This window comes from Treponema sp. Marseille-Q4132, assembly GCF_014334835.1.
GTDB classification, from domain to species: domain Bacteria; phylum Spirochaetota; class Spirochaetia; order Treponematales; family Treponemataceae; genus Treponema_D; species Treponema_D paredis.
Map to the genome: position 1 here is coordinate 290,750 of NZ_CP060591.1, position 25,987 is coordinate 316,736.

General features: G+C 49.9%; 27 protein-coding genes. 20 read left to right on the forward strand and 7 right to left on the reverse strand.

The window, feature by feature from the left end; all coding sequences use genetic code 11:
• Positions 1-20: 20 nt before the first annotated feature.
• The 3 genes from H9I35_RS01355 to H9I35_RS01365 all read right to left on the reverse strand — a co-directional run bounded on the left by H9I35_RS01355 (position 21) and on the right by H9I35_RS01365 (position 2,580).
• Positions 21-371: a hypothetical protein gene (locus H9I35_RS01355; RefSeq protein WP_187419877.1), complete on the reverse strand. Its 351-nt coding sequence runs from the start codon at positions 369-371 to the stop codon at positions 21-23.
• Positions 372-448: 77 nt separating this feature from the next.
• Positions 449-991, reverse strand: coding sequence for a 16S rRNA (guanine(966)-N(2))-methyltransferase RsmD (rsmD, locus tag H9I35_RS01360; RefSeq protein WP_187419878.1), 543 nt, complete (start codon positions 989-991; stop codon positions 449-451).
• 2 nt (positions 992-993) lie between these two features.
• On the reverse strand, positions 994-2,580 hold the full coding sequence (locus tag H9I35_RS01365) for an ankyrin repeat domain-containing protein (RefSeq protein ID WP_187419879.1): 1,587 nt from the start codon (positions 2,578-2,580) through the stop codon (positions 994-996).
• A 106-nt stretch (positions 2,581-2,686) separates the two neighbouring features.
• Between H9I35_RS01365 and rpsF the strand changes: the two genes are divergently transcribed.
• The 5 genes from rpsF to dnaB all read left to right on the forward strand — a co-directional run bounded on the left by rpsF (position 2,687) and on the right by dnaB (position 6,100).
• Positions 2,687-2,980: a 30S ribosomal protein S6 gene (rpsF, locus tag H9I35_RS01370; protein ID WP_187419880.1), complete on the forward strand. Its 294-nt coding sequence runs from the start codon at positions 2,687-2,689 to the stop codon at positions 2,978-2,980.
• Between the two features lie 31 nt (positions 2,981-3,011).
• On the forward strand, positions 3,012-3,482 hold the full coding sequence (locus H9I35_RS01375) for a single-stranded DNA-binding protein (RefSeq protein WP_187419881.1): 471 nt from the start codon (positions 3,012-3,014) through the stop codon (positions 3,480-3,482).
• A gap of 18 nt (positions 3,483-3,500) precedes the next feature.
• A complete protein-coding gene (gene rpsR, locus H9I35_RS01380) occupies positions 3,501-3,842 on the forward strand; it encodes a 30S ribosomal protein S18 (RefSeq protein ID WP_016520033.1) in 342 nt (113 codons plus the stop codon).
• A 126-nt stretch (positions 3,843-3,968) separates the two neighbouring features.
• On the forward strand, positions 3,969-4,574 hold the full coding sequence (gene rplI / locus H9I35_RS01385) for a 50S ribosomal protein L9 (protein WP_187419882.1): 606 nt from the start codon (positions 3,969-3,971) through the stop codon (positions 4,572-4,574).
• Positions 4,575-4,777: 203 nt separating this feature from the next.
• Positions 4,778-6,100 (forward strand): replicative DNA helicase, encoded by a 1,323-nt coding sequence (dnaB, locus tag H9I35_RS01390; protein ID WP_016520035.1) that lies wholly within the window; start codon positions 4,778-4,780, stop codon positions 6,098-6,100.
• A gap of 176 nt (positions 6,101-6,276) precedes the next feature.
• Here dnaB and H9I35_RS01395 read toward each other — a convergent pair whose 3' ends face one another.
• Positions 6,277-7,848 (reverse strand): P83/100 family protein, encoded by a 1,572-nt coding sequence (locus H9I35_RS01395; protein WP_187419883.1) that lies wholly within the window; start codon positions 7,846-7,848, stop codon positions 6,277-6,279.
• Between the two features lie 453 nt (positions 7,849-8,301).
• Here H9I35_RS01395 and H9I35_RS01400 point away from each other — a divergent pair, with 453 nt between their 5' ends.
• The 15 genes from H9I35_RS01400 (at position 8,302) to H9I35_RS01470 (ending at position 23,904) form a co-directional block, all read left to right on the forward strand.
• Positions 8,302-10,167, forward strand: coding sequence for an ABC transporter permease (locus H9I35_RS01400; RefSeq protein ID WP_187420709.1), 1,866 nt, complete (start codon positions 8,302-8,304; stop codon positions 10,165-10,167).
• Between the two features lie 3 nt (positions 10,168-10,170).
• Positions 10,171-11,301, forward strand: coding sequence for an ABC transporter ATP-binding protein (locus H9I35_RS01405; RefSeq protein ID WP_187419884.1), 1,131 nt, complete (start codon positions 10,171-10,173; stop codon positions 11,299-11,301).
• A gap of 59 nt (positions 11,302-11,360) precedes the next feature.
• Positions 11,361-12,530, forward strand: coding sequence for an ABC transporter substrate-binding protein (locus tag H9I35_RS01410; protein ID WP_187419885.1), 1,170 nt, complete (start codon positions 11,361-11,363; stop codon positions 12,528-12,530).
• A gap of 141 nt (positions 12,531-12,671) precedes the next feature.
• A complete protein-coding gene (gene malQ / locus H9I35_RS01415; RefSeq protein ID WP_187419886.1) occupies positions 12,672-14,270 on the forward strand; it encodes a 4-alpha-glucanotransferase in 1,599 nt (532 codons plus the stop codon).
• 374 nt (positions 14,271-14,644) lie between these two features.
• Positions 14,645-15,193, forward strand: coding sequence for a ComF family protein (locus H9I35_RS01420; RefSeq protein ID WP_187419887.1), 549 nt, complete (start codon positions 14,645-14,647; stop codon positions 15,191-15,193).
• A 230-nt stretch (positions 15,194-15,423) separates the two neighbouring features.
• The gene (locus tag H9I35_RS01425; protein ID WP_187419888.1) at positions 15,424-15,903 is read left to right on the forward strand and encodes a chemotaxis protein CheW; all 480 of its coding nucleotides are present in this window, start codon (positions 15,424-15,426) and stop codon (positions 15,901-15,903) included.
• 9 nt (positions 15,904-15,912) lie between these two features.
• Entirely contained in the window at positions 15,913-16,977 is a 1,065-nt protein-coding gene (locus H9I35_RS01430) for a DegT/DnrJ/EryC1/StrS family aminotransferase (RefSeq protein ID WP_187419889.1), read from the forward strand.
• Between the two features lie 11 nt (positions 16,978-16,988).
• The gene (locus H9I35_RS01435) at positions 16,989-17,846 is read left to right on the forward strand and encodes an NAD(+)/NADH kinase (RefSeq protein ID WP_187419890.1); all 858 of its coding nucleotides are present in this window, start codon (positions 16,989-16,991) and stop codon (positions 17,844-17,846) included.
• Positions 17,824-19,587 (forward strand): DNA repair protein RecN, encoded by a 1,764-nt coding sequence (gene recN / locus H9I35_RS01440; protein ID WP_187419891.1) that lies wholly within the window; start codon positions 17,824-17,826, stop codon positions 19,585-19,587. Before H9I35_RS01435 ends, recN begins: the two co-directional genes overlap by 23 nt.
• Before the next feature lie 25 nt (positions 19,588-19,612).
• Positions 19,613-20,416 carry a hypothetical protein gene (locus H9I35_RS01445; protein WP_187419892.1) on the forward strand — a complete coding sequence of 268 codons (804 nt, stop codon included), beginning with the start codon at positions 19,613-19,615 and terminating at the stop codon, positions 20,414-20,416.
• Positions 20,416-21,639 (forward strand): HD domain-containing protein, encoded by a 1,224-nt coding sequence (locus H9I35_RS01450; protein WP_187419893.1) that lies wholly within the window; start codon positions 20,416-20,418, stop codon positions 21,637-21,639. The genes H9I35_RS01445 and H9I35_RS01450 overlap by 1 nt, the downstream gene beginning before the upstream one ends.
• 108 nt (positions 21,640-21,747) lie before the next feature.
• The gene (locus H9I35_RS01455) at positions 21,748-22,641 is read left to right on the forward strand and encodes a M23 family metallopeptidase (RefSeq protein WP_187419894.1); all 894 of its coding nucleotides are present in this window, start codon (positions 21,748-21,750) and stop codon (positions 22,639-22,641) included.
• A 113-nt stretch (positions 22,642-22,754) separates the two neighbouring features.
• A complete protein-coding gene (locus H9I35_RS01460; protein WP_016520049.1) occupies positions 22,755-23,237 on the forward strand; it encodes a hypothetical protein in 483 nt (160 codons plus the stop codon).
• A 96-nt stretch (positions 23,238-23,333) separates the two neighbouring features.
• Entirely contained in the window at positions 23,334-23,600 is a 267-nt protein-coding gene (locus tag H9I35_RS01465; protein ID WP_252722689.1) for a type II toxin-antitoxin system RelE/ParE family toxin, read from the forward strand.
• Positions 23,601-23,628: 28 nt separating this feature from the next.
• A complete protein-coding gene (locus H9I35_RS01470) occupies positions 23,629-23,904 on the forward strand; it encodes a helix-turn-helix domain-containing protein (protein WP_016520051.1) in 276 nt (91 codons plus the stop codon).
• Positions 23,905-23,947: 43 nt separating this feature from the next.
• On the opposite strand, the gene H9I35_RS01475 is transcribed toward H9I35_RS01470, so the two are convergent.
• From H9I35_RS01475 to H9I35_RS01485, 3 genes are read right to left on the reverse strand one after another with little or no spacing between them, the layout of a single operon-like run.
• A complete protein-coding gene (locus tag H9I35_RS01475) occupies positions 23,948-24,349 on the reverse strand; it encodes a zinc ribbon domain-containing protein (protein ID WP_187419895.1) in 402 nt (133 codons plus the stop codon).
• Positions 24,346-25,047, reverse strand: coding sequence for a hypothetical protein (locus H9I35_RS01480; protein WP_187419896.1), 702 nt, complete (start codon positions 25,045-25,047; stop codon positions 24,346-24,348). The genes H9I35_RS01475 and H9I35_RS01480 overlap by 4 nt, the downstream gene beginning before the upstream one ends.
• Positions 25,044-25,892 carry a hypothetical protein gene (locus H9I35_RS01485; protein WP_252722690.1) on the reverse strand — a complete coding sequence of 283 codons (849 nt, stop codon included), beginning with the start codon at positions 25,890-25,892 and terminating at the stop codon, positions 25,044-25,046. Before H9I35_RS01485 ends, H9I35_RS01480 begins: the two co-directional genes overlap by 4 nt.
• Between the last annotated feature and the right edge of the window lie 95 nt (positions 25,893-25,987).

The following is a 25,987-nucleotide window of genomic DNA, read 5'->3' on the forward strand; positions in this document are numbered from 1 at the left end:
TGTGTACTCCTTTGTTGTAATTATGCGTTGTTCTCTCTTAATACCGCCGATATAACGCGGGCCATACATTCATAAATCGGTTCCGACTTTTTTACATTGTGCGCAAGCACATACTGCTTGAGCGCTTTGATCGTTTCGTGTTTTTTTGCGTATACATCTCCGACACGCGTCAATCCGTCGGAATAACCCGTTGTCGAAAATATCCTTCGAGCCTGCTCTACCTTGCCTTCGTTGAAAAGGGCGTTGCCGCTGCGGTTGAGCGCCGCTTTTTGCTGTATACTGAGGGCGGAAACGGGAGCATCGGCGGTTTTAATAAATCCCGCGTTTCCCTGTTTTTCGATTATCCGCCTTTTTAATTCATCCGTTGTCATACATCCGCAAATTTAACAATAATTCCCCTACTATAGTTATAGTAGCACGTTTTCCGTAAATGTCAAGGATTTTTTTATTATTTTATAGAATAAAAATCGACAACCGATCGCCCGTACGTGCGAATATCCGTGCGGGAAAGATTTCCGATTTCATCGGGCATTGCGTGTTCTTCGGGCCGGTGTACGATGATCGTACCGCCGCTTTTGCACATGCTTTTTTCGGCGGCATTTTTTATTAATTCGGCATGAAATTTGTACGGAAAGGGCGGATCGAAAAAAATATAGTCGAAACTCGTTTTACACCGTTTGATAAAATATTCGACGGGCATAAAATGACACTTGACGGTGATGCCGAGCTCGCGTTCGGTAAGGGCGACGTTTTCGAGTATGACGGGGATTTTGATTTTATCCTTTTCGCACAGTTCCACGTGAGCCGCTCCTCGCGAAGCCGCTTCGATCGCTATGGTGCCCGAACCGGAAAAAAGATCGAGAAAGGATTTGCCTCCGAGATCGCCGAGTATTGCGAACACCGATTCGCGCATTTTGTCCATGGCAGGCCGGATAACGCCTTTGGGACATTTGATCTGCCGGCCTTTTAAAACGCCGCCCGTTATGCGCATACTCAGTTGTCCGTGTTGAGCGAGCGATAGACGGCGTCCTTTTCCAGCGCCTGATTCTTTTTTGCGAAGTCGAATGCACGAAGTCCTTCCGCCGTGCGTGCAAAAGGCAGCGCTCCCGATTCAAGGAGCACCGCGATAACCGCAGTCGATGAAGCCGAAGATGCGGCATACATGAGCGGCGTTTTGCCGTCATAAAAGACGTTGAGCGGAACACCCTTTGCGATAAAACGACGGATTTTTTCGCACTGAACTTGAAGCGGTACGTTCGAAGACGTGATCGCATGGATAAACGCTTTTGCGACATCGTTTTCGGCCGCCGAATACGATGCGAGAAGAAGAGAAACGATGTCGGGATTTTGAGAGTATTCGGCCGCAATCAAAAGCGAAGATATGCCGAATGAATTCTTTGCACGTACAAAAGCGCCGGCATCGATAAGCATAGCGGCAAAACTTTTATCGTTTTGAGTTCTCACCGCATACATGAGCGGCGTCCAGCCTTCTTTATCGCGTGCATTGACGTCGGCTCCGTTTTTGATAAGCGTTTCGGAAAGATCGCGATCGGCGCGTGCCAGAGCATACATGAGCGGCGTAAGGCCCCGAGAGTCTTGTTCGTTGATGTTTTTAATAATGAGCTCGTTTTCGGAAGTCGCGCTTTCTTCTTCCGCATCGAAAGATGTGTCCGCATAATCGTATAAAAACATTTTGCCGTAGGACGCGGACGGACGCACGGCGGATGAGGGAGCGGAAGAGGGAGGAAGCGGAACGGCCTCGGATTCGTCCGCCGCTTGTTGCACTTTTTTTTCTTCATCGCCCGATTCTTTTTTTTCGGAAAGCTTTTCTTCCGTGTTTTCGTTTGCGGGAATATTTTTTTCGCTTTCTTCGATCGTTTTTTCATCCGAGCTTTCGGCCGCGCTTGTATCGGTTTCCGAATCAGCGGCGTCCGTTTCGTCGGACGCGGGCGGGTCATTGCTTTCGGTTTGTTTCGCTTCGCTCTTTTTTGTTTTTTCGGTTTTGCGCTTTACGGCTTTTGAGCTTTCTTCCGTCGGGCGATATGCGTTTGCCGCAGCGGCAAGAAGGGGAATGCCCCCTTCGGTCGTTTGCTCGATGAGCGCGATATCGCTTTGCGTTAAATACGACGCTACCGAATTACGGATTTCGCTTTCGCTGTTTTTTTCGGCATAAGATGCGGCATAGCGGCCGCTTTTGTCGCGCGTCATAAGACGGGAGCGTATCTTTTTTTCGGACGCGCCGCCCGAAGCGAGTATGAGGTCGAATCTGTTTTTGCCGGTGCAGTATTCGCATGCGTATGAAACGGCCGTCCGCTTTTCCCGATTTTTTTGATCGGCATCGATACCCGCTTTGAGCAACAGGCGGATGACATCTTCGCTTCTGTCGTATATGATCGCCGTAATGAGCAGGTTGTTTCGTTCTTTTCCGATCGTATGAAAAGGAGCGTCTCCATCGAATAAAAACGCTCGTTTGATTTGCTTTGCCGTACCGGTTTGCATGAGTTTTAAATAAGTATCGGCTGCGGATGCGGCTATCGGAAAAAAGAGCATGACGAAAAAAATTCGGCAAAATAATTTCATATCGATTAAAGTATACATGATTGACCATTTTTCATCAATCTGATAATATGACAAGACACCCCTTGGAGCTTCGTATGAAGTTCCCGAATGTCCACAAGGAGATACCATGCGAAAATACGAACTGATGACAGTTTTCCCGCTTGACGAGGAAAAGTCGAAAAAAGGCGCTGACGATGTCCGAAGCGTTTTAAACGAATTCGGCGCCGAAATCGAAAAAGAAGAACCCTTCGGCGACCGCGATTTAACCTATGAAATCAAAAAACAAAAACGCGGCCGTTTTATCCTGTTTACGATGAAACTCAATCCCGCGAAACTCATCGAAATCAACAAACAGTTCAGACTGAACGCAAACATGCTCAAGTACCTGTTTGTAAAACTCGACGAAAAAGACGCAAACTAGTGTCGAAATTCCCGCTTTCGGAGGCTGAACGATGACGGACATGAATCACGTATTTTTGATCGGGCGCTTGACGAGAGACCTCGGTGCGGACGAACGCTCTTTTGCGTATGTCGGCAACGGTCAGATGGCGCGCGCAAATATCAGTATCGCCGTCAATAGAAGCAAAAAAGAAGGCGAACAGTGGGTAGACGAAGTCAATTACTTTGACATAACGATTTGGGGACGGACTGCCGAAAACTTGAAACAGTATCTGCTCAAAGGAAAGCAGATCGCCGTCGACGGTTATCTGAAGCAGGACCGCTGGCAAAAGGACGGACAGAATTTCAGCAAAGTCGTCGTCGTTGCAAATTCGGTACAGCTGCTCGGCGGAAAATCGGAGGGCGGACAAGCGTCCGGGGGTGCTCCGAGATTTCAACCGAAAGCGTCGTCCGAAGCGCAGGGACAGTACGGCGTATCGTCCTCTCCGTCCGATGACGGATTCCCCGAAGATATTCCTTTTTAATATTAACTGGAGATTATAATGGCAGACGAATTGAATAACGAAAGAGAGGCCGTTTCGGCTGAAGAAAAGATGAACGCGGCCGCTCTCGATGCAGCTCCTATGAGCGACGACGATGCGGAAGAAAAAGGTGCGGGAAGAAAGGGCGGAAAAACCTATTTCCGCAAAAAAGTGTGCCGTTTTTGTGCGAACAAAACGAAGATCGACTACAAAAACGCCGACAGCCTGCGCCGCTATATGACCGAACGCGGTAAAATTCTTCCGCGCCGTATCACCGGTACCTGTGCAAAACACCAGAGAGAACTTGCGGCAGCCATCAAGCGCGCGCGCAATATCTGTCTTTTGCCCTACGTTGCGGACTGAAAAACGATATGATTGATCGGGTATGCGATCCGACTCCTGGTGACGCGCCCGAACGATAACAAAAGCGGCGCCGCAGCCGAACGCGGATTTAAGCGGCGCCATACCATTTTTAAGAGGAGCTTGAACATGAAAGTCATTTTAAACACGGACATTAAAACGCTCGGAGAAGAAGGAGACATCAAAAACGTCGCCGACGGATATTTCCGGAATTTTTTGCGCCCGAGAAGACTTGCCGTACCGTACAATGCGGCGACCGTCGCGTTCTTTGAAAGCCGCAAAGCCGAAATAGAAGCGCGCAAAGAACAAAAGCGCAGAGATTCGGCGAGTCTCAAAGAAAAGCTCGAAGCGCTGCACTTGGAGATTACGATGCCGGCGAGCAGAAACGGAAAGCTTTTCGGTGCGGTTTCCGCCCAAGTCATTTCCGACCTGCTTGCAAAGAACGGATTTGAAATCGAGCGCAAACGCATCGAAATTCCGGGCGTTTCGATCAAATCCGTCGGAAACTATCACTTCAGCGTTAAACTTTACGAAGCGCAGACCGCTCAGATGCTCGTTTCGGTAAAGGGCGAAGTGAGCACCGAAGCGAAAGATGCGGCCGACGACAAAGCGAAAAAAGCGAAAGCCGAAAACGCCGATGCCGCTTCCGCAAACGAAAGTGCGGAAGCGGTCGCAGAAAAAGCTTCCGAAAGCGTTTCGGAAGAAAGCGTACAGTCAGACGGAGCCGAAGCGTAATTTTCCGTCCCGATACAACGGGAACGGCTGTCTTAAAAACCGACCGCTTTTAAGACAGTTTCATCTCGTTTTTAATAAGCGAATATCAGTCGATATGCGGCGAAAGCCGGTGCGTTCCGAAGGAGCGGCCGGCTTTCGCCGTCTAAAGATGCCGACTTGTGGATATCTTGGGGATAATCTGTTGAAAGCGTGTGGAGAAAAATATGGCAGCTGCGGTGTTAAAAGATAAGGTTCCGCCGCACAATGCGGAAGCCGAACAGGCGGTTCTCGGCGCGCTCCTTCTCGATTGGGATGCCGTAACCGATATCGTTACGATCCTGCGTGCGGATCGCTTTTATTCGCTGCAAAACCGAATCATCTATGAAGCGATGATCGCTCTCGCTCAGCAAAATATCACGGGCGATACGCTTACCGTCATCAATCAGCTGACAAAAGACGGCAGCCTCGAAAAAGCGGGCGGGGCGGCTTATATTGCAGATTTGACGGGTAAAGTGCCTACGAGCGCGAATATCAAATACTACGCCGACATCGTCATCGATTGCGCATACCGCAGAGACCTCATCAAAATCGCATCGGAAATGCACGCATCTTCATTCGATGAAACGCACGAAAGCGTCGAACTCATCGAAGACGCCGAACAGAAAATATTCGCGCTTTCGCAGCGCAACGAAGCGACGGAAATCCACAAGATAAACGACGTGCTCGCGGAGACGATCGAACTTATCAACAAGCGATACCAAAGCCGCAATCAATTTACCGGCGTTCCGTCGGGATTTTCAAAACTCGACACGATGACAAGCGGTTTTCAAAATTCGGAATTCATCGTCATCGGCGCGCGCCCGTCAATCGGAAAGACCGCGCTTGCGCTTTCGATGATGGAATACATTTCGGTCGACAAGCGTATTCCGTGCGGTTTTTTTTCGCTCGAAATGTCCTACGAACTCATCGGGCAGCGTCTTTTTTCCCAAGTGTCGCGCGTTCCGGGCAATAAACTGCGTTCGGGCTTTTTGCAGATACAGGAATTTCAACGTCTTCAGGATGCTGCAGGCCGCTGCTATGATGCGCCGCTTTTTATCATCGACACGCCGAATATGAAGCTCCTCGACATCCGCGCGATGGCACGCCGCCTCGTCGCAAATCACGGCGTCAAAATCATCTTTATCGATTATATCGGACTTATCGTCACGGAAGACAGGAGCGCACCCGTATTCGAACAGGTAGCGGAAATTTCAAAATCGCTGAAAGCGCTCGCACGAGAGCTGAAAATTCCGATCGTAGCGCTTTCGCAGGTTTCCCGCGACGCCGAAGGCAACGAACCGACGCTCGCTCAAATCCGCGGTTCGGGCGCGGTCGAGCAGGACGCCGACGTCGTCATATTCATCCACCGCGACAGAAAACGCGACGATCCGTACGAACCGCAGGACGCAAAACTCATCGTCGCAAAACAGCGTAACGGCGCTACGGGCACCGTCGAAATGACGTTTATCCCGCCGTGCGCAAAGTTCGAAAATAAAGCGGATCATTGAACGGAAACGAAGTATTTTAAGCCGATTCCGAATCTCTTTACAAAACTTGAAATCGGCTTAAAACGGTGTGTGCGTCCGAAATTTTCGATCGCGCGCACGGGGCAGGTGTATTTTTTTTTACACAAAATACAGGAGCAAGACGGAACGCCGTATATAAGCGTCCCGTTCAGCCTTTTTTATTTTTTTTGCGGCGGGGGCAGCTCGGACAGATCGTTTTTTGCAAGCAGTTTGATTCTGCCGCTCGTTCCCGTCACGACGATCGCAGTATCGGAAACCGAAACGGGAGAGCTCTGCATGAGCGGCACCTTCGATTTCAAAAGCAATTTCAGCGTTTCGTCGTATTTTCCGAGTACCCAATCGTTTCCGTCGCGGATAATACAATAATAATCCTTGCCGTCTCGAGCGAGAACGGAACTTTCGGAAACGGTTTCATCGCTTTCTTTTATGATTTCCATATTGACCGAATCGAGGATAACGAGTTTTACCGTACCGTTTCCGGCATTTTTGCCGGCAATCGCGATAAAGCCGCTTCCTGCCGGATAATAGGTCCTGTCGCGGATAAAGGTGACGGGGGAGGCGTGTATGACTTCGCCCGTCTGCGAATTGACTTTAACCAAACCCGAAAGAAGTTCTTTTTCGTCGGTCAGCTGCATACCGTATACGGCGCCGGCTCTCGCGTTTGCGGCATCTCGTTCGATGATTTCCTGCTGATCCTTTGCGATCTCTTTTCGCTCCTGCTGGGCTTCGGTTTCTTTTTTGTCGGCTCGAGCCTGCGCTTCGGAAGCTTCATCTTTTGCCTGCTTCGTACGCTCCGCCTGTTCGTCGGTTTTCTTTTGCTGTTCGTCCGCAGCCTGCTCTTTTTTTTCGGCTTCGCTCTGTGCTTTTTTATCGTTCGGATTTTGCTCGGCTTTTTCGCGAGCCGCTTCGGCTTCTCTCTGTGCCGCTTCGTTTTTCTTTTTTTCTTCGTCGAGTTTTTTCTGTTCCTCGGTCGCGCGTTTTTGCGCACTCTGCGCCTGCTCGCTTGCTTTGTCGGCTTCGCGTTCTTTTATGTCGACCATCTGTTTGCGGCTGTCGATATTCCTGTCGTTGTCTTCTTTCATGGATTCGACGACTCTTTTATCGCTGATCGCCGAAGTATCGACCGTACTCAAGCCGCCGTTCACGTCGGCGAGCGGAATGACGATTTGGCTTCGGCCGGGCCATTCGTCGTATCGAACCGAAAGACCGCAGTTTTTTTCCGTGAGATTTTTCGTTACGATATTTTTATAGCGCGATTTGAAATAATCGATATTGGAACGGTAGACCGCGTTGTACACCGTTATAAAAACCGCAAGCGTATCGGCGTCCCGTTCGGAATAATTGTAGGCAGCCGAAAGATATGCCGAAATGATGCGTCGAAGATTGACGATGTGATCGACCGTCGCGTTCCGTCCGATAAACAAAATATCGGCGTCGAGCTTGCCTTTTTCTTTCGGATCGACGGCATGGATGACATAATACTTCCCGCTGTCGCCCGCGCTCATATACGAACTTCGCGAGCGGGCGATGATGCGGCCGGACGACGAACCGAGTTCTTTGATCGCCGAAAGCGAATCGATCCGCGCATGCGGTCCGACGTAGTTGATAAATTCGACCGTATCCGAAACGCTCTTCAATTCGGGTTCATTTACCTGAGATGCGAGCGCCGATATGAAAAACACGGTGTAAGCAAAAGCCGCAGCAATTTTAAAAACAAAACGATTGTTCATCGGTATTCCTCCGCGAGTGGTACGATTGCGCGTCCGTGAAAATCCGACCGGCTGCAATTCTAACGATCGTTTTTTAAAGACGCCCGATCTTATATATCGGCATAATTATAGCATACGGCGATTATTTTTGCTATTGCAAAATCGTAATCGATAAAAAATTCTCATTGACTTTTCATACGATGTATTATACACTGACCGAAATTAAATTGTAATTTCGGGGCTGTCCAAAAACTGAAGTTTTTGGACAGCTTCCTTGATGTACTATGCGACGTTTAAAATTAAGTCATTACAATATAAAGACTTAATTTTAAACTCGACAGGCTGTCGAGAAAGTAACCGACTTTTGAGACGGCCCCATTTTTTGTATCAACGGCCTGTGAAAATTCAACCGATTTTTTAGCAGTACCCGTCATTACCCGGCGACCGATGTCGGATTTTTCAATGGAGTATGTGATGCGACCTGCACTGTACGATGCCGATGAGCCGTTTCCGTCCTTTTCCCGGCGGAGACTGTTGCAAAATCGCCTAAAAAATTATTTTACCAATCCGTACAATATCATCATGCTCGTTTCCGTAGCGATTTTATGCTATCTCATCGTCGTCCCGCTTGTACAGATGATCGGTACGACCTTTACGATGGCGAAATCCGACCTCCGTCGCGTGCGCGGCGCGGTCGAAGGGCAGTTTACGCTGTACTACTGGAAGCGGCTTTTGGCGAGCGACGTTTCGCGCAATCTCTTTTGGATCCCGCTCCGCAATTCTCTTGTCATCGCCGTTTGTACGAGTGCTCTTTCGATCCTCATCGGCTCTCTTGTCGCGTGGCTTTTAGTGCGTACCGATTTGCCGGCAAAAAGATTTTTCTCTCTTGCGGTGATCGTACCGTATATGCTGCCGTCGTGGTGCAAATCCATGGCATGGCTCACCGTGTTCCGTAACGAAACGATAGGAGGGGCTGCGGGATTTTTAAGCTATTTCGGCATCAACGCTCCCGACTGGCTCGCCTACGGACCGATTCCGATCGTATTTGTACTTTCCATACATTATTACGCCTATGCGTACCTCCTTGTCTCCGCGGCTCTCCGTTCCATAAATTCGGAACTCGAAGAGATGGGAGAGATCGTCGGCGCGTCGAAGGGGCTTATGCTCAGAAAGATCACCTTTCCGCTCGTGCTTCCGGCCATCCTTTCAAGCGTCATATTGACTTTTTCAAAAGTTATGGGCACTTTCGGCGTCCCCTCTTTTCTCGGTCTCAAAGTCGGCTACTATACGATTTCGACTTCGCTCTATGCGACCGTTCAATCGCAAAAAGGTACGGGTTTTGCGATCAGCATCATGCTCATCCTCATCGCGTCGGTGAATATCTTCGTCAATCAAAGGCTCATCGGTTCGCGGAAATCCTATGCGACGATAGGCGGAAAGGGCAGCCGTTCGACGCCGCTTGCACTCGGTTCATGGAAAGCGCCGATTGTCGCCGTACTCTCCGCGTTTTTGGCCATAGCCGTCGTGCTTCCGCTCGGCATTTTGTTCTATCAAACCTTTATGCTCCAAGCCGGCGATTACAGCTTTTCCAATTTTACGCTGCATCACTGGCTCGGAGAAAGCAACCCCGCGATTTCCGACGGACTTCCTGGCGTCTTCAAATCGCCGCAGTTTTGGATGTTCGTTAAAAATACGCTCTTGCTTGTCGCGTGGACGGCCGTCATCGCAACGATTTGCGGACAGATCATCGGCTATATCAATTCGCGCGGCAGACATTTAAAAAGCGGAAAACTCGTGGAACAGCTCGTGTTTATCCCGTACCTCATTCCGTCGATCGCTTTCGGTGCGATGTACCTTGCCATGTTCGCCTCTCCGACCCGCGTTTCGTTTTTCGGACATCCGCTGACGCTCATTCCGTCGCTGTACGGTACCTTTGCCGTGCTCGTTCTCGTTTCGATCGTAAAGCATTTGCCCTTCGCTTCCCGCGCGGGTACGTCCAATATGCTCCAGATAAGCACGGAGCTCGAAGAAGCGGGACAGATAGCGGGTGCGAATTTTTTGACACGCTTTTTCAAAATCGTGTTTCCGCTTTCCAAAAACGGTTTTATGAGCGGACTTATGCTCATTTTGATAAGCATCGCAAAAGAGCTCGATTTGATCGTCATCCTCATGACGCCGACGCAGGCGACGCTGCCGTATATGGCGTACACGTATTCGACGAACGGCTTTCAACAGCCGGCGAGCGCCGTCGCAATCGTGCTCTTTATCCTCGTGTTTTTATTTTATTGGATCGCAAATAAATTTTTCCACGCCGATATTGCCGGCGGGCTCGGAGGCTGAAAATTGAGCAAAATCGTATTGACCGGCATCAACAAATATTACGGAACGAACCGCGTTTTAAAAGACGTCGATTTGACGATCGAAGACGGAGAGTTTATGACGCTGCTCGGACCTTCGGGCTGCGGTAAAACGACGACGCTGCGCGTTATCGCAGGTCTCGAAAAACCGCAGTCGGGCTCAATCGTCATGGACGGCGAGCGCATCGTAAACGCGGCCGAAAGTTTTTTCGCACCTCCTGCGAAGAGAGGCTTAAATCTCGTGTTCCAGTCGTATGCGCTGTGGCCCCACATGACGGTATTCGATAACGTCGCATTCGGTCTTCGCGTAAAGCATACGCCGAAAGACGAAATGAAAAAGCTTGTCGAAAGCGCGCTCAGCCGTATGCAGATCGGCGAATATGCGGAGCGCTATCCGTCCGAACTTTCAGGCGGACAACAGCAGCGCGTCGCCATTGCCCGCGCCATCGCTTCGCCTGTCAAACTTCTCCTGCTCGACGAACCGCTTTCAAACCTCGACGCAAAACTCCGCGTCGATATGCGCAGCGAACTGAAGCGACTGCACGAGGAGATGGGAACGACGATCATCTACGTCACGCACGATCAGGTGGAAGCGCTCACGCTGTCGACGCGCATCGCCGTTTTTTTCAACGGCCACATCGAACAGGTTGCAAGTCCTATGAGTTTGTACCAAAATCCTGCGAGCGTACGCATCGCGGAATTTATCGGAAATCCGAAAATAAATCTTATCGACGGAAAAGCGAAACGGACGGAAGCGGGACTCGAAGTCGAAAGCGCATTCGGAAATTTCGCATTTCAAAAAAGCGACTGCACCGATAAGATTCCCGACGGAACATTCGACTGCAGGATAGGTTTTCGGCCGGAAGAAGTGACGATTTCCGGCACGGCATCCAAGGGTGCCGTCGAGTGCCGCGTGTATTCGAGTATGCCTGCGGGAAGCGAAACGCTCATACGTCTTTCCGTCGCCGGAGAATCTTTCCTTGCAAAGCGGCTCGGTATCCGCCACTACAAAGCCGATGAAAAGGTTTACGCGGCGATAGCTCCCGAAAAGCTCAACGTATTCGATACGGCGTCCGGCGCTCTCGTAAAAAAATCCGCCGAAGGCGAAAGCGATTGATCGTATCGAAGCAATTACCGGATTTTATAATTTATTAATTATTAATATAGGAGTATATAATGAAAAAGATTGCAGTAACTGTACTGTTGGCGGCGGCGATGCTTTCGTCCGCATTTTCGGTGGGTCGAATCGAAACGAAATCGAACAGCCAAGAAGCGAAGTGGGCGAGGGAAAACGGTCTCGATAAAGACGAAAGCGTCCAAGAGCTCTATCAAAAAGCGAAAGCCGAAGGCGCGCTCGTTATCTATACGATTTCAAGCCGTACGCAAAAAGTTGCAAACGCTTTTAAAGAAGCGTATCCCGGCATCAACGTGGAAGTATACGATATTTCTTCCGGCACATTGAAAGAAAAATTCGCAACCGAATATAAATCGGGTATCCGCACTGTGGATATTTTGCATTCGAAAGAGCAGGTCGGCGAATACACGTATGAAATGTTTTCCGAAGGCATGCTGCATAACTATCAGCCTGCCTCTATTTTCAAAAACGTTCCGTCTCTTTACATGTCGCTTACGCCGCTCATGCTCGAACTGAATCTGTGGTTTTACAATACCGAAGTATATAAAACCTGCCCGATTACGTCATGGTGGGATTTTACGAAGCCCGAATGGAAGGGGCGTGTCGTTTTCCAGGACGCTGCGAGCAACGACGCCTACTGCGCCCCGCTTACGGCCATGGTGCAGCACGCGGACGAAATGGCGGCCGATTACGAAAAAGTATTCGGTAAGAAAATTCAGCTTGCAAAAGACGAGCCGAACGCAGGCTATGCTTTTATCAAACGCTTTCTTGCAAACTCGCCGATCATCGCAAAGGGTTCCGATGAAGTTATCGAACTCGTCGGCGCTAAGGGACAAAAAAATCCGCCGGTCGGCTACGCTTCTTCCGTAAAGCTTCGAAAGCAGCGCGACGGCTACGCGATCGACTACGGTCCGAAGGCGATGCACGTGTCTAACGGTATTCCCGCATTGAACTTTGTTTCAATCGCAAACCAATGCAAACATCCGAACGCCGCAAAGCTTTTTATTAAATTTTGGATGGGTGGAGAAGACGGAAAAGGGAAGGGCTATGAGCCGCTCGTTTCACTCGGTTCGTGGTCGGTGAGACCCGAAAATCCGACGGCAAAAGGCAACATTCCGCTTGCCGATATTCCGCTGTGGAAAATCGATTTCAACTATATCTACAACAATATCGAAACAGTTCGCGATTATTGGATCGCGCACAGAAATTAATAATAAATAGATTACGCGGCGAGTTTGCTTCGCAAACTCGCCGTTTTTATCAAAACACGAAACCGTTGGAAAATTTCGAAATTGATGAGAGTTGGAAAATTTCCGCTTGCGGATGCGGCGTAAAAGAAGTAAAATCGAATTATGACATTTACACGAAAAAGCGGCATTCTTTTGCATCCGACATCCCTTTCGGGAAGTCCCGGCATCGGAACGCTCGGAAAAAACGCATATCGGTTTGTAGACTGGCTGCATCGCTCGCACCAAAAACTGTGGCAGATATTGCCGCTCGGCCCGACCGGCTACGGAGATTCTCCGTACGCATCGTTTTCAACCTTTGCGGGAAATCCGCTCCTTATCGATTTTGAACTGCTTACCGAAAGAGGCTGGGCGGACGCGGACGATACGGTGCCGCCCGATTATATACGCTCCGACGGACCGGTCGATTTCGGCTCGGTCGTTTGGTGGAAGCTGCCTGCGCTTTCAAAATGCGCTCTTTATTTTTTGTCGCACGCAAACGAGGCCGACCGAGATGCCTTCACATCTTTTAAAAACGACAACGCGGCATGGCTCGACACTTACGCCGTCTTTATGAGCGTAAAAAACTTTTTCGAAGAAAAAGCAAAAGAGCAGGGAGACAATTCGGGCGGAGCGAATGCGATGTGGAACAATTCCTGGCCGAAAGAACTTGCATCCTGTAAGCCGCAAGCGGTCGGGCAGTGGAAAGATGAGCACGCGGAAAAAATCGAAGTTATTAAAGCGATACAGTTTTTTTTCGCGGTGCAGTGGGGCGACTTGAAGCGCTATGCCAATTCCTTCGGTATCGATATCATCGGCGATATTCCGATTTTCGTCGCTCCCGATTCGGCGGACGTGTGGGCGAACCAAAAACTGTTTCAGCTCGATGAAAACGGTATTCCGACGCGCGTAGCGGGAGTGCCGCCCGATTATTTTTCGGCGACGGGACAGCTGTGGGGAAATCCGCTTTACGATTGGGATGCGATGAAAAAAGACGGATATGCGTGGTGGCTTTCACGCATACGCCGTGCGCTCGAACTTGTCGACTGTATCCGAATCGATCACTTCCGCGGCTTTGAATCCTATTGGTCGGTTCCGTACGGAGAAGAGACTGCCGTAAACGGTATGTGGGTAGGCTGCCCCGGCGCGGATTTTTTTGCCGCCGTCAAAGCATCTCTCGGCGATATCCCCGTCATCGCCGAAGATTTGGGCATCATCACCGACGAAGTGCGCGCTCTCCGCGACTCGTGCGGTTTTCCGGGCATGAAAGTGCTCGAGTTCGCTTTCGATCCCGAAGAGGCCGGACGCGGCGGCATGACGAACGCTTTTTTGCCGCATGAATACGAAAATACGCGCTGCGTCGTTTATACCGGCACGCACGACAACGATACGCTGCAGGGCTGGCTCCTCCGAGAAAGAGACGATGTCGTGCGGGTGACCGCCGAATATCTGTGCGGAAAGCCGCTTTCGAATGAAGACGCGCGGGCTATGGTCACAAGCGGAGAATTGTGCGGAAAACTCGTAAGGGAAGCGTTCGCATCGATCGCTTCGTACGCCGTCATCCCGCTGCAGGACGTTTTAGGACTTGACAACGGCTCTCGCATGAATACCCCTTCGACGGCGGGCGGAAATTGGATGTGGCGTATGGATGAAAACTCTCTCACCGACGAAGCGGCCGCCTCTCTCGCGTTTTTAAGCAAGCTTTACGGAAGAAACGGGGAATAACGTACGCCCGCCTGGAGTGACTCGGCGACCGGAGCGAAGCGAGGACGCAGAGCGTGAGCGAATCACGGAAAGCGGGATAGCAAACCGGTTTCGTCCGAATAATAAAAAAAAACCGCGTAAAAATATAAAATCCACGCGATATATAAAGCGTGAAACGCTTCTTTTTTGCATTGAAAGAAAGGGCAATGTATGGGATGCGCTTAGCCCTGTCTTTTGTTGCCGGAGGAAAGCTTTGTGCGGTCTGCGGTATGCAGTCGAAAGTGCTTCCCCTGTGCACCCGGTGTGAAAAGAGGTATTTTGCGTTGCCTCCATGCGAAGGGGAAGAGCGGTGTGCGGTGTGCGGAAAAACGCTTATATCCGAGCGCGGCGTATGTATGCGCTGCAGACGCGAGCGTCTTTTGGTACATACGGATGCCGTTTTTCCTCTCTATTCGTATCGTTTGTGGAACAGCGTGCTTTTATTCCGCTGGAAAATGCAAGGCGAGCGCGCCCTCTCTCCGTTTTTTGCCTCACGTGCAGCTTTTGCCCTTCAAGCGCTGCCGAAAGCCTGCGTTATCGTTCCGGTGCCGCCGCGTCCGGGTAAGATCCGCAAAAAAGGCTGGGATCAGATCGAAGATCTTTGCCGTTTTTTTGAATACCGATACGGATACGACGTGTGCAGAATTCTCGAACGCCGTACGGGAGGCGAACAAAAACGGCTCGGACGGGAAGCGAGACTCGAATCGATCGGAAAAACATACGCGCTGAAATCGATGAAAAAACTGAAAAAAGAACTCGAACGCTTCGGCGGCAAAGTACCGAAAAACCTGTGTATTGTCGACGATCTTTTTACGACGGGCGTAACGCTTGAAAGCTGCGCCGCCGTTTTAAAATCCGCAGGAGCTGAAAAAGTCTTCGCCGTAACGCTCTTTATCGCAGATTGATAAAGCGGGAGGAACGACTCCGCAGAAGTACGCAGGACAAACGCACCGGAAATGTATACACGGAAAAAAAAGAAGCACATAATTAGACAAAGAAGGCGGAACGCAAGGCAGCGGGACTGACGTCGAGCCGCTCTGACCGATGGCACGCGAACTTTTTGAAAAGCGGATTGAATGTTGCAAAATGTGCAAATATAGTATATGATGACTGGAACAGTTTTCAAGGAGCGCATATGGCCGGAGAAGATTCCCAATTTCAACTCGTGACGTTTCAGCTCGGCGATGAAATATACGGTGTCGACATTATGGATGTAAAGGAAATCGTAAAAATACAGGATGTGCGTCCTATTCCGAATGCGCCGTATTACGTCGAAGGGATTATCAATCTGCGCGGAGAGATCATCCCTATCATCGATCTGCACAAGCGCTTTCGGCTGAAATCGCTCAGAGATGAAAATATCGACACCGATATCGAAGGCGGCTTTATCATCCTCAGTATCGAAAACAATAAAATCGGCATCATCATCGACCGCGTCGCGCGCGTAGTTCCGGTGGCGGCCGATGATATAAAAGATCCTCCGCAGATGTTCAGCGGCATCGGCTCGGAATACATTCAAGGCGTTATCCGCGCCGACAACGGTACGTATCTCATCATGCTCGACATACACAAGCTGTTCAATCCGAAAGAACTGCAAAAGATTGTCGATTTTTAACGGCCGGAAATGATTCGAACACACAGTACAACGATCAGACGGAAAGAGATGGACGCCGTGCTCACCTGCATGGTCGACGAAAGGATTGGCCCGGGCGAGCTCAACGCGCGTTTTATCCAGTCGGTAAAAGAATTTTTCAAATGTGACGGCGCCGTCGCCGTGCGAAGTCCTTCCATCGCGCTGAAATATGCAATGAAAGCGCTCGGTGCGGAAAGCGGCACGCCGGTCATGATTTCAGCCCTTGCCCCTTCATGGCAGATACTCGCCCTCGAAGAGTTCGGCTATACGCCGCTCGTACTCGATGTCGACGAAGCGACCGCTCTCGTAACGGCGGATATCGTTTCCGAGGGAATCAAAAAAGGCGGGCGCATCCTCCTTCTGCACGAAGCGAACGGCATTATGCCGGATATGGACGCGATCGCTTCTCTCGGCATTCCTGTCATCGAAGATATTTCACAGAGCGTCGGATCTTCGGCGCCCCCACCTAAGGGAACCGAACGTACGCCCGCCGAAGCCGCACGCGCGAGGGCGGGTTTGTACGGCGTATTTGCCATTTTAAGCCTCGAAGAGCGCGATGTCGTCACCGCAGGCGGGGGAGCCGTCGTCATGGCGGGAAGCAGGCGGGATTGGATTCCGCTGAAAAAATACACCGACGAAGCGCCTCTTACCGATTTGCTTCCCGATTTAAATGCCGCCCTTGCATGGGTCGAACTCCGCGAATTTAATAAAAACGAAGAAAAACGCAAAGAAATTTTTACGATTTTTCAGCGCGCCTGTATGTCGGGCAGGCATAAAATACTCGTACGCGATCTTGACGGAGCTTCGACGATGTGTACCTTTCCGCTCGTCCTTTCCAGTTCATACAAAGACGTCAAACAGTATACCGACCGCAAAGGTATCGAAATCACCCGCGCTTTCGAACATTCGGTTATCGCGCTACGCGATGAGGCGCTTTCACCTTCGTGCATCCGCGCAAAATCGCTCAGTCTGCGCTGCGTTTTGTTTCCTCTCTATCCGCGGCTTACGCATGCCGAAACGGCGCAGATCGCAAAAGTACTCGGCACGCTGCCGTGAGCGGGAGCCGTATGAAAAACTGCAGTATCGTCGTCAACACGTCAAAGAGCGAATCACAGGCTCTCGGAAATGAAATCAAGCGCTTTTTGGCGGAAAAAAATATCGCATCGTCGTTTTACCGCTTTGACGGCTTCAGCGACGACAATCCGTTTTCCGGTTCGGATTTTGCGGTAACGCTCGGCGGCGACGGCACGGTGCTCTTTGCCGCCCGCGGCTGCGCGTCGCTCGGCATTCCCGTATTCCCTGTCAATTTGGGCGAATTCGGTTTTATCGCGAGCATCGAAAAAAACGAATGGAAAGAAAAGCTCGAACTTTTTTTATCGGGCAAGCTTTTTATCGGCGAGCGGAGCATGCTCGAAGTTTCCTTTTCGCGCGGTTTACAAGGGGATTTTTCCGCCGTCGCCTTAAACGATGTCGTCGTCAGTGCGGATACGGCTGCAAAAACCGTTTCGCTTGAAGTATCCTACGACGGCGTGCCGCTCGGCGTTTTTAAAACGGACGGCATCATCGTCAGCACGGCCACCGGTTCGACCGCATATTCGGCGTCTGCCGGCGGACCGATCGTCGATCCTGAACTCGATGCGATCATTCTCACTCCGATAAACGCCTTTTCGCTTTCATCGCGTCCCATCGTACTCGATCCGCGCGAAGAAGTGAGTATAAAGCTCCTTTCGATGCGAAAAGAGGCCGCGCTTATCACCGTAGACGGACAAACGCCTTTTGCGCTGAAAGCGGAAAGCCTCATCACCATACGGAAAGCCGCGCACAAAGTAAAGCTCGCCGGCTGTACGACAGAAAAGTTTTGCAGCGCGCTTCGTTCAAAATTGAATTGGTCGGGAGGGCCGCATGCTCGAAGACCTGACGATTAAAGATTTTGCGCTCATCGATTCAGTTTCCATAGAATTTCCGCGCGGCTTTACCGTGCTTTCAGGCGAAACGGGTGCGGGTAAATCGATCCTCATCGGCGCCCTGTCGTTTTTGCTCGGCGGAAAATCGGACGCTCAGATGATCCGAAGCCCCTCTCACGAAGCGTCGGTGTCGGGAACTTTTTTACTCGGCGGAAAAAGCGAAGGCGCTAAAGACGATGTGCCGAAAGCTTTGCAGACTTCACTCGTCGAGGAAGAAGCCGTAACGGCGGAAGCATGGCTTTTACAGCACGGCATCGAAAGCGACGACGGACGTGTACTCGTACGCCGTACCCTCCGCGACTCGGGAAAGTCGTCGGCATGGATCCAAAGCACGCCCGTCACGAGAGCCGACTTGGCTTCTTTTTCAGCCCTCCTCGTCGACATTCACGGACAGCACGATCATCAGTCGCTCATGCGCGTTGTGCAGCACCGCGTTTTCCTCGACGCGAGAGCGGGCATCACCGAAGAAGTGCGCCGTTTTACCGCACTCTACGCCGAACTCGTCGAAAAACGGAAACTCCTCGAGGAACTCAACGCATCGAGCGAAGAGCGGGAACGGAAAATCGAAATGTATTCGTTTGCGGTAAACGAAATACGAGAGGCGAAGCTCAAAGCCGATGAAGACGTTCTGCTTGCCGAAGAGGAGGGAAGGCTTTCGTCCTACGAAAAACTCGCCTCAGACATCGATACGATCGTAAATATGCTTTCCGACAACGAAACTTCCGCCGTGTCGATTTTAAAACAAGTGCGGCGCGATGCATCCCATGCGCTCGAAATGGATAAAACGCTTTCCGATTTGGATTCGCGCGTGGAATCGGCGTTTTACGAAGTGTCCGATATCGCCGAAGAATTTTCCGCGTATAAAGACAAACTCGTCTTCGATCCCGCACGCCTCGTCGAAGTGCAGGAGCGCCTTTCCCTCATCTATAATTTAAAGAAAAAATACGCATCGTCCCCGTCGGCGCCTCTTTCCGAAGTTTTGGAGTATGCGGCCGAAGCCGAAGAAAATCTCGAACGGCTCGGCGCGGGAACCGCCGATAAAGCTTCTCTTGAAAAAGAGGCGGCGGAAACCGAACGGCGAGTCTACACGGCCGCAAAAGCGCTTTCGGAAAAACGAAAGGCTGCGGGAGATGCGATGTCGAAAGAAGTCGAATCGGTGCTTGTAAATCTCGGTATGAAAGGCACTCGCTTTTCGGTGCGCGTCGAAGAAAAGCCCGGAAGCGGCGCGGTGCAAAAATGCGGTCCCTACGGCATGGACAACGTCGAATTTTTGATAAGCGCGAACCCCGGTTCTCCTCTTTTACCGCTCGCTCAGATCGCTTCGGGGGGCGAGCTTTCCCGCGTCATGCTCGCGCTTAAAACGATATTTGCCGAAACCGATCCCGTTTCGACCCTCGTCTTCGATGAAATCGATACGGGTATCGGAGGGGAAGTCGCGGTATCGGTCGGAAGCCATCTCAAAAACCTTGCAAAAAACAGGCAGATATTGTGTATAACGCATCTTGCAAGTATTGCCGTTTATGCCGATAATCAGATAAAGATTGAAAAAGCAGTATCTAACGGAAAAACGTCGTCCGAATGCCGCAGCGTTCGGGGGGAGGAGCGCGTAAAAGAAATCGCGCGTATGCTTTCCGGAGAAAATTCGAACGAATCGCTTGAACACGCGCGGTCGATGCTCGAACGGTTCGGTAAGATAGGGTAAAAAAAGACTTTTATTCGGGGGATATATGGCAAAGATATCGGAAACGACGCGGGGGCAGCTTGCCGAAGCGATTAAGCCCTATCAAAAACAAATCGACGATCTGCTCGCAAAAGAAAAAACGCTCATCGAGCTCATGAAAAGCGATCACGCGGGCGAAGCGTATAAAAAGCTGCAGCTTGCCGAAGATATGGTTTTCGTTTCGAGTCTCTACATGGCGGAAAACAGTTTGTCGCTGAAAATACTCGAAGTAAAAAATAACGACGCGCTCAACGAATCGCGCAAAACGCTTTACCGTGCGATTATTTATCTCGAAGATATCGTAACGAATTTTATCGATGTGCCGTACTCCGAACTTTCGTCCAAATGGGAAAACATCGCGAATACGCCGATCGCAAAACGTTATCTGCTCATGAGAAAGCTCGGGCTCGCCATACGTCTTTTAAAAGACGCGTTCGGCGAAAACAGCAAATGGAAATGGTCTTTCGTCGAACTTGAAGGACGCTTTACCGCCGTTGCAAAAAATCTTATCGACATGAAAAAGGGTGCGCGCGATTATTTTGAACCGAGTTCTGCCGATTACGAAACGACGGTGCTTTACGTGCGTAAACTGCAAAAATTGCTCGACGCTTCGGCAAACGGTTACCGCGATAAATACGAGCTTTCTACGAGGCGCATCGACGATATGCGCAACGCGATCAAATTTCTGCTTGCACGCCATAAACTCTGTCTCGCGATCGGCGATAAAACAAATGCCGAAGATATCAAAAAAAAGGCCGTCATCTGGAAAGATAAAATGGAAGCCGATCAAAAAGCGGGTTCAAGTTCATAATGATCAACAAAGCGCTTGCCCTAAAAATTTTCGAAGGATTTTCCATTCAGCGCTGGAACGATTTGATCCGGCCTTTCGATTTGATCGAAATGGATAAAGCCGGCGAAAAGATGATAATCGCCTACATCATCGGAAAATTCGAAGAACACAAAGGAGAGGCGATCGATTGGGAATGGATGGCCTATGCCTCTCTGTTCGACCTGCTCCGAAAGATTTCCCTGTGCGATATAAAAGCGCCCGTGCAGCGTTTGTTAAAAAAAGAATACACCGCCGAATATCTTCGGCTCGACGAATGGGTGCTGTCGCAATACCGTCCGCTCATAAACGACGACGAACTTTTTTCCCGCTTTACGATCTATGTCGGTCAAAAAGCGGAAACGCTTCCGATCCCCGCATCTCTTACGGCATCCTACCGCGTACTGCAGGCGGCGCACAAGTATTCGACGATGCGCGAACTCCAAATGCTCTCCGTCGTCAACGAGCGGGAGCGCCTGGTAAAGATCGAAACGGAACTCCAAGCGCAGATCCGTCCCTACCTCGATTTGGAAGGGCTGCAGATGATGCTCACGCATCAAAAGACCTACGATTTTTTATTAAAGACGGAACAGCTGCGCTTCCAAACGCGCTGGAATCAAACGCCGCGGGTGCCGAAGACGAACGTGCTCGGTCACAGCTATTTTGTCGCGGTCATGACGCTGCTGCTCGCGCGAAGCACCGGAATCGAAATGTGTTCGAGGCGGATCATCAATAATTTTTTCTGCGCCCTCTTTCACGATTTGCCCGAAGCCGTTACTCGCGATATCATATCGCCTGTAAAACAGGCGACCGACGCACTGCCCGACATCGTAAAGCGCATCGAAGATGAAATCGCAGGCAGAGAACTCGTTCCGCTCATGGAAGATTTTTTTGCCGACGAACTGCGCTACTATACGAACGACGAATTCGTAAACCGCATACGGCGGGAGGGAAAGAGCGAAGCGGTTTCATGGGAAGATTTGAACGGGCGTTTTAACAGCGACGCTTTTGAACCCGTCGACGGCCGTCTCGTGCGCCTTTCCGATCACCTTGCGGCCCTTCTCGAAGCCGACAGTTCGATCAAACACGGCATTACGTCCGAACACTTGGTACACGGTCGGGAAAGCCTTCTCGGTCACTATAAGCCGGGCGAAACGATAAACGGCATCGATGCGGGAAAATTGTTTCAGGATTTGGTCGCACTTTGACGCCGCCTCTCGATTGGGGCGAATGGTGTTTCTCAAAAGCCTGTTCCTTTTTCGACAGTCGTTTGTCCGTCTCATTAAATTCGCTTTTTTTGCCGATATTATAACGGTATGAAAGTCAACGGAAAAAAATCGTCCTCATTTGCAGTCTGTATTGCCCTCATCTTTGCGCTTGCCTCGTCGGCTTTTGCGGACAGCACGTATATCGTCAAAAAAGGCGACACTCTTTATTCGATAAGCCGCCGCTACGAGCTTACGGTTGCAGAGCTTCGAACTGCGAACAATCTTTCGGAAAACGATGTACTTCAAGCGGGGCAAAAATTGACAATTCCGTCGGCCGATATAACGAATGCGGCTGCATTGAGCGCCGTACCGGAAAAAAAGGAGAATGTGCCCGTTTCAGAAATTGCAAAAAATACGGAAACTTATACCGTTCAAAAAGGCGATACGCTCTATTCGATCGCGCGGAGATACGATATAAAATTATACGATCTGCTTTCGATAAACAATATGGCAAACGATGCCGTGATCAAAGTAGGGCAACACATAAAAGTGCCCGCAAAACCCGCAGCTCCCGCAAAAAATATTTCGAACAACGCTTCGTCCGGTAAGAGTGCATCTTCATCTCAGAGCCCTGCCAGAACGGGAGACTCTTCGCTTTTATGGCCGGTAAAGCATCCGTCCGTCGTCTACACGAAGGGTAAAGTGTCGGGCGTCGAACTTTCGGCCGAAAAAGACGAACCGGTAAAATCGATCCGCGCGGGAACCGTCATGTACACCGGAATGTACCGCGGCTACGGAAACATCGTGTTCGTCGAATCGAAAACGGGATTGATCTACGCGTATTCGTGGCTCGGTTCGGTTCATGTAAAAAAAGGCGATTACGTCGTGTGCGGAGACACGGTCGGCACTGCCGGAAAAAATGCGGCGGGAAGTCCGAGTTTGACCTTTATGGTTTTTCAAAACGGCATGCCGATCGACCCTGCAAAGGCGCCGCGCGGCTAAAAGACGCATCTTATAATTGACAAAATCGATATGCACGAATAAGATAACGATATCCGCGTCGCAAAATTTTCGTATCCGATACCTTTGCGTGTGCGCGGCTCAAAGAGGTTTATATGAAAAAAACGGCGGTTTTTGCGGCGGTTTTATTTTTCGCATTTGCGACGGCGGCGTTCTGCGACGGCGGCATGGAAATAAAAATCGACAACTATTCCATAACGGTTCCTTCGCTTTGGCTCGCACAGCGGACGGATTCCGCGACCGTGTTTATCCTGTATTCTCCGATCGAAGAAAACGATACGTTTCAGGAAAACGGTAATTTGACCGTAGAAAAACTTCCGTCAAAATATTCGGTAAAAGCATATTTAAAAGCGGGAAGGGAAGTGCTGAAAAAGCTTTACGCGAATTTCAAACTTATCGAAGAAGGCGCCGACTATCAGATATTTTCGGGAGAACTCAACGGAATCGCTTTGCAGCAGATGCAGTTCGTGACGATCAGCGGAACCGAAGCGTACGTATTGACTTTTTCTTCGACTCCCGAAGATTTCGACCGCTACGCGGATACGTTTAAAGCGATTTACAGCACGTTTACGTATTGAAGGGAAACCGACGAGCGAGGCACTCGTTGAAATTGCAAGAAAGAATTACAATTTGAAAAACTTGACCATGTATCATAAATATGGTACAATTACACTATGGATGAGAAAAGCTCTTTAATTTACGAGGGCGATTGTTTTAGAATAGAATGGTTTTACGATCAAAACGGTTTCAGTCAAGCTTACGAATATTTTTTAAAAACATCAGATGTACAAAAACGAAAATTATTGATCCTCATCAAAAAGATGGGAGATTTCGGAAAAATATTTGATAAGACGAAATTTAATTATGAAGGTGATCGAATTTATGTTTTTAAACCCCAGCCCGATAGATACTTGTGCTTCTTTTTCAAAAACAAACGGTAAATAAAACAAAGTTAGGAGACATTGCTGTATGAAATCAACCTTTGATGAATTTATCACAAATAATCCGAAGCAAAAGAAAAAATTTGAAAAAGAATACAATGATTTTTTGCTTTCGGAATTTATTTTGGAAAAGATGACCCAAGAAAATATTTCCGTCCGCGAATTGGCAAAAAAGGCCGATGTTTCTCCTACGATTATTCAAAAACTTAGAAACAGTCGTACGGCCGATAAGATAACGTATCACACATTCATTGCCGTTATCAATTCTCTCGGATATAAAGTAAATATCGAAAGGATTAATTAAAGATATACGCCCCTTATTTACGGTCGAATTTACCCGACATCTCTCACCGTACGAGTTTTATGGCCGCAGCGATAACTCCTAAAAAAACCGCAATCGTTACCGCATATACCCAAAACGGCAGCGCGCTGCCCGAACCTCGTGCGCGTTTTCGCCCGTATGCGGCAAAGGCTTCTTTTATCTTATTTTGTTCGGCGCCCGTCAGCCGTCTGCGGACTTCTTCTTTTTCTTCTTCCGAATACGCTTCTATGTTGAAAGTGCCCGAATCCATCGCGTAACCGCAGACGGGGCAGCCTTTTGCAAATTTAGAAGCGCTTCCGGTAGCACCGCAAGAGGGGCAGCGTACGGAAGCAAAAAAACGCCCGCAGTTTTTGCACACGCGCGCATCCGCGGGGACTTCCGATCCGCAGTTTTCACAAAAAAATTTTGCCCTTTGTTTCCCTTTCATGCTTTATCCGGCCTTATAATAATTTCATTTCCGGCGCTTACGACGGAAGCCGTACAATACGTCGGCACGCCCGACGTGCGCATCGAAAGCTCTTCGATCCTGTCTCCGGAAGCAATTTCTGCGGTAAGACAGGGGATATCGGCCGTAAACTCCGCGTTTCCGTCGGAAAGACTGCGTATCGTTCCGGTGACGAAAGCTCCCGTCTTCGGGTGAGTAAAAACGGCCGTTCCGATTTTGCCGAGCGCAAGCGCTTCCGCCGATAAAGTTTCCGATATCGAAGCCGCTTCCGCACTCCGCTCTTTATCCGCTTTTTCGGGATCGGGCGAAAGGGCGCCTGTCGGAGAATTGACTATGGAACGGAAAAACGACATACCGTCTTCATCGCACGAATGGAATATGCCTTTGATGCCGAGCTTTTGCGCTTTCATTTTTTCTGTTTCCGAAAACGATTTCGGCGCATAGAGGATGACGTCGGGAATCTTTCCGGCAATGCCGCTTTTAATAAACTGCGTCAATGTTTTCCAATGGCGGGGATAATCGGAAGCGCTCACGACGACGATATCGGGCCGGATCTCTTCGATGTTGTCGAGCGCTTTTAAAAGCCAGCGGTAGATGATCGTATCGTATGAGAGAGAGGCGAGGGCGGCATCGACTTTGCCGATAAGTTCTTCGTCGTCGCAGATGATGATCGCTTTCATTCCGTCCCCAAATTGACGACCGTGTAATCGTAGATTTGCCAAACGCCTTCCCTTCGGCGGAGACGGTACGTATAGCTTTTCTTTTCGTAATACGTGCGGTTGTTGAACCATTCGGTAACGAGCACGCTTCCTTCCGTCTGCGAATACACCGTCTTTTCGATTTGAAATCGCTCGGGTACGGCAACGATTTCGCCGTCGATCCGAGACTGCATCAAATCGGATTTATACGCGCTGATCATGCGCTCGCGTTCATCGGCCGAAGCCGCTCGGTAGCGCCGCTTTTGCGCGCTTGTACGTTCGAGCATCGCTTCGACGTCCATATACAAAAAGTATTGATCCCACAGCGATTTTTGGCGCGCGACGATAGTCCGCTCTACGACTTGATCCGGCGGAATCATCTCCGGCTGCAGGATACGCAGGGTGCCCGCTTCGACGGGAATCGATGAAGACGAAGCGGCCGACGGAGAAGGACGCACTTCGAGCGTGAGTCTGTTCGATGCGATACGCTCGTCGCGGAAACGGTAAAGCTCGGGATAAAATACGAGATCGACATAGTAAACCGACGGATTTGCAACGGTAAGATATTCTTTTAAGTTTTCGACGAACGAATATTCTTCACCCGCTTCGAGCGCGATTTCCCGGAAATACACCGTTTGATTTGTCGTGCGTTTTCTGACAAGCGTTTCGGTTTGCGACAGGCGTTCGTTTTTGATCGTGTACGCGTTGAAATCGATCGAAAACATTCTGTCGTCGGCGAGCTTAAAACGAAGCGTATCCGTCCCGGTATTGCGCACCGTTATGTGAATAAATACGGGATTCGAATCCGCAGCATCGGGATAATACATGGTTTTATCATAAAACTTTATCGAAACCGCTGCGTTTTGTACGCGGCTTTGCGCGGATACCGACTGTCCAAAGATGGCTAAACACGATATAATCA